Below are 13,843 nucleotides of genomic sequence, written 5' to 3'. Positions count from 1 at the left end.
GGATGAGTCTGATCGACAAGTTCAAGGGCAAGGGGCAACAGCAGGACAAGGCCGCGGGGACCGACCCGGCCATCTACGGCAGCGCCTACCTGTCCCTGGACATGAACCTGGATGCGCCCGACACGGTGCAGGATCCGAGCGACCGCACGACCGTGGCGCCGGAGCCGGGTTCCATCATCAGCGAAGCGGCTCCGTCGGAGCTGGCCACCGGTTACCACCCGACCCGCCTGCCGGTGCACGACCGGCCCGCGCTGCCCCGTCCGGGCAGCGGTGCACGCCTGCCGCTGATCGGCCACCTGTCGGCCGACCGCCAGCAGCGTGTGCTGGGCGTCATCCTGGCCGTGGGGGTGCTGGGCCTGGTGCTGTCGTCGGTGCTGGCCGTGCGGTCCGCCGGGGGCAGCGCGTCCCAGGTCGGGGCGACCGGCCAGGCGCTGATGCAGTCCCAGCGCCTGTCCAAGTCCGTGCTGCAGGCGATGGTCGGGCAGGAGCCGGCGTTTGCCGAGGTGCGGGAATCGGCCCAGGTGCTGGCCCGCAACGTGCGCGGCCTGCATGCGGGGGATGCCGGCGCCGGCATCGACGCCGCGCCGCTGCCCGTGCGTGGCCAGCTGGAGGTGCTGCTGCCGCTGGTGGACCAGGCCGAGAAGCAGGCGCGTGTCGTGCTGGAGCGCCAGCGGCTGCTCACTCGGGCCGGTGAATTCCTGCGGGCCATCAGCCAGCAGTCCGGTGCGCTGCTCGAGTCGACCCAGGCGGTGCTGGCCCAGAAGGTCCAGCAGGGCGCGGCCGCCGCCGAGATCTCGGCGGCCGGCCAGCTGATGATGCTGACCCAGCGGGTCGGCAAGTCGGCCAACGAGGTGCTGTCGATCCAGGGCGTGTCGCCGGAGGCGGTGTTCCTGCTGGGCAAGGACCTGAGCGCGCTGCGTGACGTGGCCCAGGGCCTGCTTGACGGTGATGCCGCCCGGCGGCTGGGCGCCTCGCGCGACCCGGTCACCCGCGAGCGGCTCGAGCAGGTGATCCGCACCCAGGACGGGCTGCGCGAGCAGGCCGCCGCGGTGCAGGACAGCCTGCAGGGGCTGGTGGCGGCGCGTGACGCCGAGGTGGCGATCCTGGGCGGCAGCGAAAAGCTGCGCCAGGGCCTCGAGGGGGTGCAGGCCAGCCTGTCCGCCGCCGGGGGCATCGGCTGGTTCAACGTCGCGCTGCTGGCCGCCTCGCTGCTGGTCGGCGCGATCGGGGCCTTCGGCCTGCTGCGCGTGTTCACCCACGACCAGCGCCAGCGGGCGCTGCTGGCCGACATCCAGCGCCAGGAAGCCGAGCGCCAGGAGCGTGAGGCCAAGCGGGTCAACGATGCCAACCAGGCGGCCATCCTGCGCCTGATGAACGAGCTGCAGTCGGTCGCCGAGGGCGACCTGACCCAGCAGGCCACCGTCACCGAGGACATCACCGGCGCGATCGCCGATTCGGTCAACTACACCGTCGAGGAGCTGCGCTCGCTGGTCGCCCAGGTCCAGGGCACGGTGGCGCGGGTGGCCGACACCACCCAGCAGGTCGAGGCCACGTCCACCGAGCTGCTGGCCGCCTCCGACGAGCAGCTGCGCGAGATCCGCGACACCGGCGAGGCGGTGCTGCAGATGGCCGGGCGCATCCAGCGGGTCTCGGGCCAGTCGCAGCAGTCGGCGGCCGTGGCGCGCGAGTCGCTGTCGGCGGCGGCCTCGGGCCTGACCGCGGTGCTCGACACCATCGGCGGCATGAACACCATCCGCGAGCAGATCCAGGAGACCTCCAAGCGCATCAAGCGCCTGGGCGAGTCCTCGCAGGAGATCGGCGAGATCACCGAGCTGATCTCCGACATCACCGAGCAGACCAACGTGCTGGCGCTGAACGCGGCCATCCAGGCGGCCTCCGCCGGTGAGGCGGGGCGCGGTTTTTCCGTCGTCGCCGAGGAGGTCCAGCGGCTGGCCGAACGCTCCGGCGACGCCACGCGGCAGATCGCCGTGCTGGTCAAGACCATCCAGACCGACACCGCCGATGCGGTCGCGGCCATGGAGCGCTCCACGCAAGGGGTGGTCGAAGGCGCCAAGCTGTCCGACAACGCCGGCACCGCGCTGGGCGAGATCGACCGGGTGTCGCGCCAGCTGGCCGAGCTGATCGAGGCCATCTCCACCCAGGCGCGCCGCGAGGCCGATTCGGCCACCGTGGTGTCCCAGAACATCCAGCACATCTTCGCCGTGACCGAGCAGACCGGCGAAGGCACCCGTTCAACCGCTCAGCTGGTGCGACAGCTTTCCCGCACGGCCGAGGAGCTGCGCCAGTCGGTGGCACGGTTCAAGATCACCTGATACACGCCGATGGACCCGCACAGCGAAGCCGTGACCGACGATGTCAGCACCCTGTCCTGGGTGCATGAGGAACTGCGTCGCACGCTGGAGACAGCACACAAGGCGCTGAGGCGCTATCTGCGCGAGGTCGAGTCGACCCGCCAGTCCGACATCGACGACGTCGAGCCGACCATCCTGCGCCAGGCGCGCCAGCAGGTGCACCAGGGCGTCGGTGCGCTCGAGCTGGTCAACGTGCCCGAAGGGGCGATGCTGCTGCGTGCGGCCGAAGCGCTGATCCAGCGTTATGTCGCCAAGCCGAGCAAGCTCGACGCCGCCGGCGTCGAGGCCATCGAGCGGGCCTCCTTCGCGCTGCTCGACTACCTGGGGCGCCGCCTCGCGGGCAAGCCCGTGGCGGCGGTATCGCTGTTCGCGCAGATGCGGCCGCTGCTCGAGGGGGTCAGCGCCGAGCGTGTGCACCCGGCCGACCTGTGGCTGCACGACTGGCGCTGGCGTGACATCGAAGGCCCCGGCGAGCCCGCGGCCCGTCCCGATGCCCGCATGCAGGGTGAATTCGAGAAGCGGCTGCTGGGCCTGGTGCGGGGCCAGGCCGCGGCCGCGGGCCGGGCGCTGGCCGCCGATGCCCGCCAGCTGGCCGCCGGTGCGGCCAGCGTGGGCGCCCGCCAGGAGACCACGCTGTGGCGCCTGGCCGCCGGCTTCTACGAGGCCTGGGGCCTGAACCTCTGGCCGGTGGACCTGTACGTCAAGCGCACCGGCTCGCGGGTGATGTCCCAGCTGCGCAGCCGGGTCAAGGGGGATGCGGAGATCTCCGATCGCCTGGCCCACGACCTGCTGTTCCATTGCGCCCGGGCCTGGCCCGGGCAGGACGTGGTCGCCCCGGCGCTGCGCGCGGTGCACCAGGCCTACGCCCTCGAGGACGAGGGCCAGCCCGAGTACAACGAGCCCGTCTACGGCCGCCACGATCCGTCCCTGCTGATCCAGGCCCGCAAGCGGGTGGCCTCCGCCAAGGAGGTCTGGAACGGCGCCGCTTCGGGCGACGGCCATCGCCAGGGCATGCTGGTCGAGGCGTTCACCCTGGTGGGCGATGCGCTGCAGCAGCTGTCGGTCGACGGTCATCTGCTCGGCGAGGCGCTGCTGACGGCCGCCCGCCGCACGCAGCAGGCGGGCGGACGCCCGCACCTGCCGGTGGCCATGGAGGTGGCGACCAGCCTGCTCTACCTCGATGCCGCGCTCGACGATGGCGAGCTGGACCAGCCCGACCAGCCGGACCGGTCCGCGCTGCTGGCCGCCCGCATCGACGCGGTGGTGGCCGGACAGCCCGCCCAGCCGCTCGAGCCCTGGATGGAGGAGCTCTACCGGCGCGTGTCGGACCGCCAGACCATGGGCAGCGTGGTGCAGGAACTGCGCTCGTCGCTGCACGAGGTCGAGCGCCAGATCGACCAGTATTTCCGCAGCCCGAGCGAAAGCGGGCTGCTGGCGGCGGTGCCCGGCTTGCTGGGTTCGATGCGCGGGGTGCTGTCGGTGCTGGACGTGCCGTCGGCGACCCAGGCGGTCATCCAGATGCGCGAGCACACCGACATCCTGCTGCACCACGACCTGGATCCGGGCGGTCCGGAGGCCTGGGTGGTGTTCCAGCGCCTGGCCGCCAACCTCGGTGCGCTGGGTTTCCTGATCGACATGCTCGGCGTGCAGCCGGCGCTGGCCAAGTCGCTGTTCCGCTTCGACGAGGCCAACGGCGTGCTCGCGCCGGTGATGGGCCGCAGCGCCTCGGCCACCGAGGTCATCGACCACGCCCAGTCGCTGGCCGAGGCCATGCGCCGCGACGAGCTCGGGCTGGGCGAGGTGTCCGAGCGCCTGCAGGAGCTGGCCCGCCGCAGCGAGGTCAGCGACAAGCCCGACCTGGCCGCCAGCGTGTCCACCGCCCGCGCGGCCCTGGAGCAGGCGGCCGAGGCCGGTGCCGGTCCCGGCACGCTGGGTGCGGTGCGTGAGCACATCGCCCGGGCGATGGACGACTTCGTCGCCACCGCCACCGGCCCGATGGGGCTCGATCCGCTGACGCCCCCGCTGATCTCCCGGCCGATGTCGCTGCAGTCCGAGCCCGAGGCGGCGACCGGTCTCGAGGACGACCACGAGATGCGCGAGGTGTTCCTCGAGGAGTCGGCCGAGGTGCTGCAGCAGGCGCGCGAAGCCTGTGCGGCCCTGCTGAAGATGCCCGCGGACCTCAACGAGCTCACGCGGGTCCGTCGTGCCTTCCACACGCTCAAGGGCAGCTCGCGCATGGTCGGGCTGACGGCGTTCGGGGATGCCGCCTGGGCCTGCGAGCAGCTCTACAACCACTGGATGGCCGAGCAGAGGCCGGCCAGCCACGACCTGCTGACCGTCACCGCCGACGCCTTCGACTTCCTGCAGGCCTGGACCGATGCGGTGGCCCGGCGCGACGACACGATGTTCGCTGCCGAGCCGGTCATCGCCGCGGCCGACACGCTGCGCCTGGCCGGCGAGCTCATGCGCATCCCGATGCCGATGTCCTCCGGCGAGCCCGCGCCCGAGGCGGTCATCGAGCTGCCCGGCGTCGAGGTCGACGAGGTCGACCTCGAGGTGTTCAACGAGGCCCAGGCCGCGCCGATCTTCGAGGCCCTGCAGGCCACCCGGCCCGTCGAGCTGGCCTCCATCTGGGGCGCGCCGGAGCCGGTCCTCGCCGGCGCCGACGGCGACGCCCACCTGATCGACCTGCTGCTCGAGCTGCCGCCCGGCCGTCCCGCCGAGGTCGAGCTCGAGGCGGCGGTCGAGGCCGTGGACCTGCCGATCGAGGTGTCCGCCGCCCCGTCCTGGACGCCCGAGGTCGAGCCGACCGGCTCGACCGTGGCCGACGACGTGGACCTGTCGCTGGCCGACGAGCCCGCCTTGTCGTTCGATGTGTCGGCGCCAGAATCCGTCGAGCCCGAGCCCGAGCCCGAGCCCGAGCCCGAGCCCGAGCCCGAGCCCGAGCCCGAGCCCGAGCCCGAATCCGAATCCGAATCCGAATCCGAATCCGAATCCGAATCCGAATCCGGACCGGAGAGCGAGTCCGGGGCCCTGCCGGGCGAGGACCTGCTGCCCACGGCCGAGGTCATCCAGCTCGATGCCTTCCGGGCGTCCACGCCCGAGCCGGTGCTGCTCGACGAGATGGCGGCGGTGGTGCCCGACGAGGAGCTGGTCAAGGTCATCGGCCCGCTGCGCCTGGCCATCCCGCTGTTCAACATCTACCTCAACGAGGCCGACGAGCTGTCGCGGCGCCTGAGCACGGAGCTGGCCGAGTGGGGCCTGGAGCTGCACCGGCCGGTCGGCGAGCAGCCGATGGCCCTGGCCCATTCGCTGGCCGGCAACTCGGCGACCGTCGGGTTCCACGACCTGTCGATGCTGGCGCGCGGCCTCGAGGAGGCGCTGCTGATGTCCGACCGCATCGGGCACGGCGAGCCGGCCGATGCCGAGCTGTTCGTCGAGGTCGGTGACGAGATCCGCCGGCTGCTGCACCAGTTCGCCGCCGGTTTCCTGCGCAGCCCCGAGGCCTCGCTGCTGGATCGGCTGGACGACTGGCGTGGCGCGGCCATGCAGCGCCTGCTGCACGTGGACGAGGCGGCCCTGGTCGAGTCGCCGGACGGGTTGCCCGGCGATGGGCCGGATGAACTGCCGGACGACCTGCCCGACGTGGTGGAGGAGATCGACGCTCATCTCGTCTCCGGCTTCGCCGATCTGCCCGAGGCCGATCCGCTGCACCAGCCGCGTGCCGAAGGGGGCGCAGCCGCCTCCGTGCTGGCCTCGGCGATGCAGTCCCGTGCCGACGACGACCATCCGGCGCTGCTCGACGCGGACGCGGACATCGAGCAGCGTGACCAGGTCGACGACGACCTGTTCCCGATCTTCGAGGAAGAGGCCGAGGAGCTGCTGCCGCTGCTGGGTGAGCAGATCCAGGCCTGGCGCGCGGCACCGACCGATCCGGCCGGTGCGACCGCCTGCATGCGCACGCTGCACACCTTCAAGGGCGGCGCCCGTCTGGCCGGGGCGATGCGGCTGGGCGAGATGGCCCATCGTTTCGAGTCGGCGATCGAGCGCCTGCAGGCCGAGGCGGCGGCCGCGCCGGCCGATGCCGGGGCGGTGCTGGTGGCCGGCCTGGAGCGGCTGCAGCAGCGCAGCGATGCGCTGTCGGCCGGGTTCGAGCGGCTGTGCCAGGCGCACCGCAGCGATGCCCCCTCGACGACCCAGTTCGGACTGCTGTCCCCGTCCAGCGCGCTGGGCGCGTGGAACACCCGTCCGCTCCCGCTGGTCTCCTTCGACGCCGACGGGGCCGAGCAGCCCGATCCGCTGCCCGACGACACCGACCGCGGGCCGCTGCTGTCGCTCGAGCCCGAGGCCGCCGAGCCCCGGCCGGCGGCTCCGGCGCCGACCGACGATGCCGGCGCGACGGTCGACTGGGCCCGTTTCCTGTCCAGCGGCGGCCCCACCGGCAGCAAGGCGCCGCCCGACCGGGCGCCGATCACGCCGCAGCCGGTGCGCGTGCGTGCGGCCCTGCTCGATCGCCTGGTGAACCTGGCCGGCGAGGTGAGCATCACCCGCTCGCGCCTGGAGTCCGAGATCGGCCAGATCCGCGGGTCGCTGGTCGACCTGACCGACAACCTCGAGCGCCTCAACCAGCAGTTGCACGACGTGGCGCTGCAGGCGGAGACGCAGCTCGAGTCGCGCCGCGAGGCGGCCCGGGCGGCGGCGCAGGAGTTCGATCCGCTCGAGCTCGACCGCTACACCCGTCTGCAGGAACTGACCCGCATGATGGCCGAGTCGGTCAACGACGTGGCCACCGTGCGCAGCACGCTGCACCGCACGCTGCAGACCGCCGAGGACGAGCTGGCGGTGCAGGCGCGCCTGACCCGCGAGCTGCAGAGCGACCTGCTGCGCACGCGCATGATCGAGTTCGAGAGCCTGTCCGAGCGCCTCTACCGCGTGGTGCGCCAGGCGGCCAAGGAGACCGGCAAGCAGGTGCGCTTCGACATCGTCGGCGGCTCGATCGAGGTCGACCGCGGGGTGCTGGACCGCATGACCGCGGCCTTCGAGCACCTGCTGCGCAATTGCGTGACCCATGGCATCGAGGCCGCCGCGGTGCGCCAGGCCCAGGGCAAGGATCCGACCGGCAGCATCACCATCACGCTCGAGCAGGAGGGCAACGAGGTCAGCGTCGAGGTGCGTGACGACGGTGCCGGCCTGGACCTGGCCCGCGTGCGCGAGCGGGCGGTCGACATGGGCCTGATCACCGCCGACGCGAAGATCAGCGACAAGGACCTGGCCCAGCTGATCTACGCGCCGGGCCTGTCGACGGTGCACGTGGTGACCGAGCTGGCCGGCCGAGGGGTCGGCATGGACGTCGTGCGCTCGGACGTGCAGGCGCTGGGCGGGCGGGTCGAGACCCGCACCAACCCGGGCCGGGGCACCCGCGTCAAGCTGGTGATGCCGCTGACCACGGTCGTCACGCAGGTCGTGATGCTGCGCGCGGGCGGTCGGTCGATCGCGGTGCCGTCCAATCTGGTGGAGCTGGTGCAGCGGGTGCCCTCGTCGGGCATCGGCGCCTGTTATGCCAGCGGCAGCTATTCCTACGGCGGCCTGAAGCTGCCGTTCTACTGGCTGGGCGCGCTGATGGACGCCAGCGGCCGCAGCCTCGAGGTGAGCCGCACCGTCGCGGTGGTGGTGGTGCGTTCGGCCCAGCACCGGGTGGCGCTGCATGTCGACGAGGTGCAGGGCAGCCATGAAGTGGTGGTCAAGAACCTGGGGCCGCAGCTCTCGCGGGTCAGCTGCCTGGCCGGCATGACGCTGCTGGCCTCCGGCTCGGTCGCGCTGATCTACAACCCGCTGGCGCTGGCCACCGTCTACGACGAGCCCGCCCGCCGGCTGATGCAGCTCGCGCAGGTCGAGCCGACCGAGCCGGTGGTGCAGGAGTCGTCCCGTCCCGCCCCGCTGGTGATGGTGGTCGACGACTCCCTGACGGTGCGCCGCATCACCCGCCGCCTGCTGGAGCGCGAGGGTTATCGGGTCACGCTGGCCAAGGACGGACTGGAGGCGCTCGACCTGCTGTCCACCGAGCGACCGGCCGTCGTGCTGTCGGACATCGAGATGCCCCGCATGGACGGGTTCGACCTGCTGCGCAACATCCGCGCCGACCATTCGGCGGCGGCGCTGCCGGTGGTGATGATCACCTCGCGCATCGCGCAGAAGCACCGGGACATCGCCATCGAACTGGGCGCCAACCACTACCTCGGCAAGCCCTACAGCGAAGACGAGCTGCTGGCCCTGATCCAGCAATACGCCGGGGCGCCCCGATGAGCCAGCACGAGGCGCTGCCCCGGCATTCCCTCCCGGCCGAACGGCTGTCTCTGTCCGAGCCGACGGCGGTGCAGCCGCTCGAGCATGTCGCCGACATGACCCGGTCGCGCGACCGCGAGATGGTCGACGCGACGCTGCTGTCGGCCTTCATCGATCTGCTGCCGGTGGTCTCGGTGGTGCTGTGGCGGGTGCTGGGCGAGCCGGGCAATGAGCAGCGCTGGCTGCGCTCGGGGGCTCAGCGCCGGGGGGACCTGGTGGCCGAGCTCGACGTGTCGATGCCGCGCCAGGACCTGCTGCTGCTGCAGGCCATGCCCGACCATGCTGAGTGCTACACCCAGGTCCGGGTGGTGCACCGCACCCTGTCCGACGGCTGTCATGTGCTGCTGCCGATGGCCAGCGAGCGGGAGGTCGAGGGGGTCGTCGAGCTGGTGCTGCCCTCCGAGCTCGACGTGGTGCGCGTGCGCATGGCGCAGGCCGTGCTCAAGATCCACCGCAACTTCCTCAGCCTGCTCGACTACAGCGAGCGCGACACGCTGACGGGCCTGCTCAACCGCAAGAGCTTCGACGAGACCTTCCTCAAGGCGACGGTGCTGGAGGCCACCCGGCTCTACGGCCCCGGCTCCGAGATGTCGGACGACGAGGACAGCGAGAGCCGCCGGCACGCCAGCATCCGCCGCCACTGGCTCGGCGTGATCGACATCGACTTCTTCAAGCGGGTCAACGACAGCTACGGTCACCTGATCGGCGACGAGGTGCTGGTGCTGGTGGCACGCATCATGCGCAACACCTTCCGCTACGACGACCGCCTCTATCGCTTCGGTGGCGAGGAGTTCGTCGTGCTGCTGGCCGCGCCCGACGAGACCGCGGCCCATGCCGCCTTCGAGCGCCTGCGCTCGACGCTGGAGGCCTTTGCGTTCCCGCGCGTGGGCCGGGTCACCGCCAGCATCGGCTTCAGCGACGTGCGCCCGGGCGACACGCCGCAGGCGGCGTTCGAGCGTGCCGACCGGGCGGTCTACCACGGCAAGGAAAACGGTCGCAACCAGGTCTGCTCGCACAGCGTGCTGGTGGCCGCCGGCCAGCTCACCGACGAAGGCAGCTGCGGCGACGTCGAGCTGTTCTGACGCCCGGACCGGCCCCGGTCCCGGCTCGGGGCCGGAGCGCGGCTCAGGCCGGACGCGCGATCGCCTTGGACTTGACCACCGCGAAGCGCTCCAGCGTCGCCTCGCGCGCCTGGGCGTGGTCGACCACCGGGTGTGGATAGTCCCGCCCCAGCACGATGCCGGCGGCGACCAGTTCCAGCGGTGAGGCCTGCCAGGGGGCGTGGATGGAGCGATCGCTCAGGCCGGCCAGCTGCGGCAGGTAGCGGCGGATGAACTTGCCGCCCGCGTCGAACTTCTCGCTCTGGCTGACCGGATTGAAGATGCGGAAGTAGGGCTGGGCGTCGCAGCCGGTCGACGCGGCCCACTGCCAGCCGCCGTTGTTGGCGGCCAGGTCGTAGTCGTTGAGCTGCAGCGCGAAGTAGCGCTCGCCGCGGCGCCAGTCGATGCCCAGGTCCTTGGTCAGGAAGCTGGCCACCACCATGCGCAGCCGGTTGTGCATGTAGCCGGTCTGGTTGAGCTGGTGCATCGCCGCGTCGACCAGCGGGTAGCCGGTGCGGCCTTCGCACCAGGCGGCGAAGAGTGCGTCGGCCTGCTTGCCGTGGGCCCAGCGGATGGCGTCGTACTCCGGCCGGAAGGAATGGTCGACGATGCGGGGATGGTGGTGCAGCACCTGGTGGTAGAAGTCGCGCCAGATCAGCTCCGACAGCCACACCTCCGCCCCGCGCGAGCCCCCCTGCATGCGTTCGTGGGCGAGCCGCGCCAGCTGGCGGATGCTGACCGTGCCGAAGCGCAGGTGCACGCTCAGGTAGCTCGGCCCCTTGACGGCCGGGAAGTCCCGCGTCTGGTCGTAGTGGTCGATGCGCTCGAGGAAGTCGAGCAGCAGGTGTTCGCCGCCGCTTTCGCCCGGGTGCAGCCGTGGCGCCATGCCGGTGGGCAGGAAGTCCAGGTCGTTCAGGCTCGGCACGCCGCGGTCCAGCGCCGCGGGCGGGGCCGCCAGCGCGGCGGCATGGCGCTCGACCGGGTAGGCGCGCAGGTAGAAGGGCGTCAGCCGGCGCAGCCAGGCGTTCTTGTAGGGCGTGAACACGCCGTAGGGGGTGTCGTTGGCCGTCATCACCTCGCTGGCCTCGAAGACCACCTGGTCCTTGTGCGTGTGCATCAGGATGCCCAGGTCGGCGAGGTGGCCGAGCACCTGGGCGTCGCGCGCCACGGCGGCCGGCTCGTGGTCGCGTCCGGCATGCACGGCCTGCACCCGCAGTGCGCTGGCCAGCGCGGGGATCTCGGTGCGCGGGTCGCCGTGGCGCACCAGCAGGCCGCCGCCCCGCGCGCGCAACTGGCGGTCGAGTTCGGCCACGCTGGCGTGGATGAACTCCACGCGCCGGTCGGCCGGGGGCAGGCCGTCGAGGATGGTGGTGTCGAAGATGAAGACGCACCAGACCCGGCGGGCGTGCCGCAGGGCGTGGTAGAGCGCTGCATGGTCGTGCAGGCGCAGGTCGCGGCGGAACCAGACGAGGGCGGCGTCGACCGGATCGAGTGCGGTTGTCGTGCGGATGGGCATGGCGCCAGTGTGCGTGATGGCTACAATTCCCGCCATGGCCGAGGCAGGAAGCATCAATCTCACCAACCAGTTCCTGATTGCCATGCCCGGCATGGCGGACGACTCGTTCTCCGGCGCCGTCGTCTACCTCTGCGAGCACAACGAGCGCGGCGCTCTGGGGCTGGTCATCAACCGGCCCATCGACATCACGCTGGCCAACCTGTTCGAGAAGGTCGAGCTGTCACTCGAGCGCGAGGACCTGATCGGCCTGCCGGTCTACTACGGCGGCCCGGTGCACACCGAACGTGGTTTTGTGCTGCACGACCGGGTCTCCGACGATGGCGCGAGCTTCAGCTCCACGCTGACCGTGCCCGATGGCCTGGAGATGACCACCAGCCGGGACGTGCTGGAGGCTCTTGCCGGTGGTGCCGGCCCCCGGCGGGTGCTGATCACGCTGGGTTATTCCGGCTGGGGCGCCGGCCAGCTCGAGGACGAACTGGCCCGCAACGGCTGGCTGACGGTGGCCGCCGATCCGGGGGTGATCTTCGACACCCCGGTCGAGGACCGCTACCGGCGCGCCCTGGCGCTGCTCGGCATCGATCCGGGCATGCTGTCCCAGGAGGCCGGGCACGCATGACGTCGGCTCCGCAGACCCCGCGCCCCGCCCAGACCTTTCTTGCCTTCGACTTTGGCCGCAAACGCACCGGGGTGGCCTCGGGCAACCGGCTGCTGCGCAGCGCCACGCCACTGACGACCGTGGCCGCCGAAGGCGACGCCCGTTTCGACCGCATCGCCGCGCTGATCCGCGAGTGGCAGCCCGACGCGCTGGTGATCGGCGTGCCCTTCCACCCGGACGGTGCCGAACACGAGAACACCCGCCTGGCGCGCCGCTTCGGGCGCCAGCTGCACGGCCGCTTCCGGCTGCCGGTCCACGAGGTGGACGAGCGCTACAGCACGACCGAGGTCCTGTCGGCCGGGGCGCGTGACGCCGATGCGGCGGCGGCGGCCCTGCTGCTCGAACAGTACTTCCACGAACAAGACCTGAAGGAGACCCGATGAGTCTGCAACTCGACGCCGAGGCGCTCTACAGCGAGCTGCTGGCCGGCGTGCGCAGCCTGCTCATGCCCGATGCCGTGCTGGTGGGCGTGTGGTCCGGTGGCGCCTGGCTGGCCGAACGGCTGCAGCGTGACCTGGGCCTGGCGACGCCGCACGGGGTCATCTCGAGCACCATGCACCGCGACGATTTCGGCTCGCGCGGCCTGGGCTCCACCGCCGACGCCACCCACCTGCCTTTTTCGGTCGACGGGCGTCCGATCATCCTGATCGACGACGTGCTCTACACCGGGCGCACCACCCGCGCCGTGATCAACGAGCTGTTCGACTTCGGTCGCCCGGCCTCGGTCACGCTGGCGGTGCTGGTCGACCGTGGCGGGCGCCAGCTGCCCATCCAGCCCGCCTTCGCTGCCGCGCGCATCACCCTGCCGGGGGCGCAGCAGCTTTCCCTGGCCCGGGACGAAGGCGGCCGTTTCCGTTTTTCCGTCGAGGAGGCGAGCTGATGCTGTCACGCCGCAATCCCCAGCTCAACAGCCATGGCGAGCTGATCCACCTGCTGTCCATCGAAGGCCTGCCGCGTGCGGTGCTGCACCACATCCTGGACACCGCCAGCACCTTCCTCGCGGTCAACGAGCGTGAGGTCAAGAAGGTCCCGCTGCTGCGCGGCAAGAGCGTGTTCAACCTGTTCTTCGAGAACAGCACCCGCACCCGCACCACCTTCGAGATCGCCGCCAAGCGCCTGAGCGCCGACGTGCTGAACCTCGACATCGCCAAGTCCAGCGCCAGCAAGGGCGAGAGCCTGCTCGACACCATCGCCAACCTGTCGGCGATGCATGCCGACATGTTCGTCGTGCGCCACAGCGAGTCGGGCGCGCCCTACCTGATCGCCCAGCACTGCGCGCCGCATGTGCACGTGGTCAATGCCGGTGACGGCCGCCATGCGCACCCGACGCAGGGCCTGCTGGACATGTACACGATCCGGCACTACAAGAAGGACTTCACCAAGCTGCGGGTGGCCATCGTCGGCGACATCGTGCACTCGCGCGTGGCGCGTTCGGACATCCACGCGCTGACCACGCTGGGCGTGCCCGAGATCCGGGCGGTCGGCCCCAAGACGCTGGTGCCCGGCGATCTGCGCGAGATGGGCGTGCGCGTCTGCCACGACATGGCCGAAGGCATCCGCGATGCCGACGTGATCATCATGCTGCGCCTGCAGAACGAACGCATGGCCGGGGCGATGCTGCCCAGCGCCGGCGAGTACTTCAAGAGCTACGGCCTGACCGAAGCCAAGCTGGCGCTGGCCGCGCCCGACTGCATCGTCATGCACCCGGGCCCGATCAACCGCGGCGTCGAGATCGATTCGTCCGTCGCCGACGGCCGGCACAGCGTGATCCTGCCGCAGGTGACCTTCGGCATCGCGGTGCGCATGGCGGTGATGTCCATCATCGCGGGCAACGAAGCCTGAGGCGGAGAGAGACAGA

The 13,843-nt window shown here is 71.4% G+C and carries 8 protein-coding genes; 7 read left to right on the top strand and 1 reads right to left on the bottom strand.

What is annotated here, in order from left to right; all coding sequences use genetic code 11:
• The first annotated feature begins 2 nt into the window (after nucleotides 1–2).
• From C7444_RS15965 to C7444_RS15955, 3 genes are read left to right on the top strand one after another with little or no spacing between them, the layout of a single operon-like run.
• Complete coding sequence (locus C7444_RS15965) at nucleotides 3–2,333, top strand: methyl-accepting chemotaxis protein (RefSeq protein WP_110401849.1); 2,331 nt, start codon at nucleotides 3–5, stop codon at nucleotides 2,331–2,333.
• Nucleotides 2,334–2,342: 9 nt separating this feature from the next.
• Nucleotides 2,343–8,675 (top strand): hybrid sensor histidine kinase/response regulator, encoded by a 6,333-nt coding sequence (locus C7444_RS15960; protein WP_110401848.1) that lies wholly within the window; start codon nucleotides 2,343–2,345, stop codon nucleotides 8,673–8,675.
• Nucleotides 8,672–9,796 carry a GGDEF domain-containing protein gene (locus C7444_RS15955; RefSeq protein ID WP_110401847.1) on the top strand — a complete coding sequence of 375 codons (1,125 nt, stop codon included), beginning with the start codon at nucleotides 8,672–8,674 and terminating at the stop codon, nucleotides 9,794–9,796. The genes C7444_RS15960 and C7444_RS15955 overlap by 4 nt, the downstream gene beginning before the upstream one ends.
• Before the next feature lie 43 nt (nucleotides 9,797–9,839).
• Here C7444_RS15955 and C7444_RS15950 read toward each other — a convergent pair whose 3' ends face one another.
• Nucleotides 9,840–11,330, bottom strand: a complete 1,491-nt coding sequence (locus C7444_RS15950; protein WP_110401846.1) for a cryptochrome/photolyase family protein — start codon at nucleotides 11,328–11,330, stop codon at nucleotides 9,840–9,842.
• 34 nt (nucleotides 11,331–11,364) lie between these two features.
• Between C7444_RS15950 and C7444_RS15945 the strand changes: the two genes are divergently transcribed.
• From C7444_RS15945 to C7444_RS15930, 4 genes are read left to right on the top strand one after another with little or no spacing between them, the layout of a single operon-like run.
• Nucleotides 11,365–11,946 (top strand): YqgE/AlgH family protein, encoded by a 582-nt coding sequence (locus C7444_RS15945; protein WP_110401845.1) that lies wholly within the window; start codon nucleotides 11,365–11,367, stop codon nucleotides 11,944–11,946.
• Entirely contained in the window at nucleotides 11,943–12,368 is a 426-nt protein-coding gene (gene ruvX, locus C7444_RS15940) for a Holliday junction resolvase RuvX (RefSeq protein ID WP_110401844.1), read from the top strand. Before C7444_RS15945 ends, ruvX begins: the two co-directional genes overlap by 4 nt.
• The gene (gene pyrR / locus C7444_RS15935) at nucleotides 12,365–12,865 is read left to right on the top strand and encodes a bifunctional pyr operon transcriptional regulator/uracil phosphoribosyltransferase PyrR (RefSeq protein WP_110401843.1); all 501 of its coding nucleotides are present in this window, start codon (nucleotides 12,365–12,367) and stop codon (nucleotides 12,863–12,865) included. Before ruvX ends, pyrR begins: the two co-directional genes overlap by 4 nt.
• Nucleotides 12,865–13,827: an aspartate carbamoyltransferase catalytic subunit gene (locus C7444_RS15930; protein WP_110401842.1), complete on the top strand. Its 963-nt coding sequence runs from the start codon at nucleotides 12,865–12,867 to the stop codon at nucleotides 13,825–13,827. The genes pyrR and C7444_RS15930 overlap by 1 nt, the downstream gene beginning before the upstream one ends.
• Nucleotides 13,828–13,843: the final 16 nt, after the last annotated feature.

Source organism: Sphaerotilus hippei, from assembly GCF_003201595.1.
GTDB classification, from domain to species: Bacteria; Pseudomonadota; Gammaproteobacteria; order Burkholderiales; family Burkholderiaceae_C; genus Sphaerotilus; species Sphaerotilus hippei.
The sequence above is the reverse complement of the archived record's forward strand: the minus strand, read 5'-3'. Positions and strand labels throughout refer to the sequence as shown.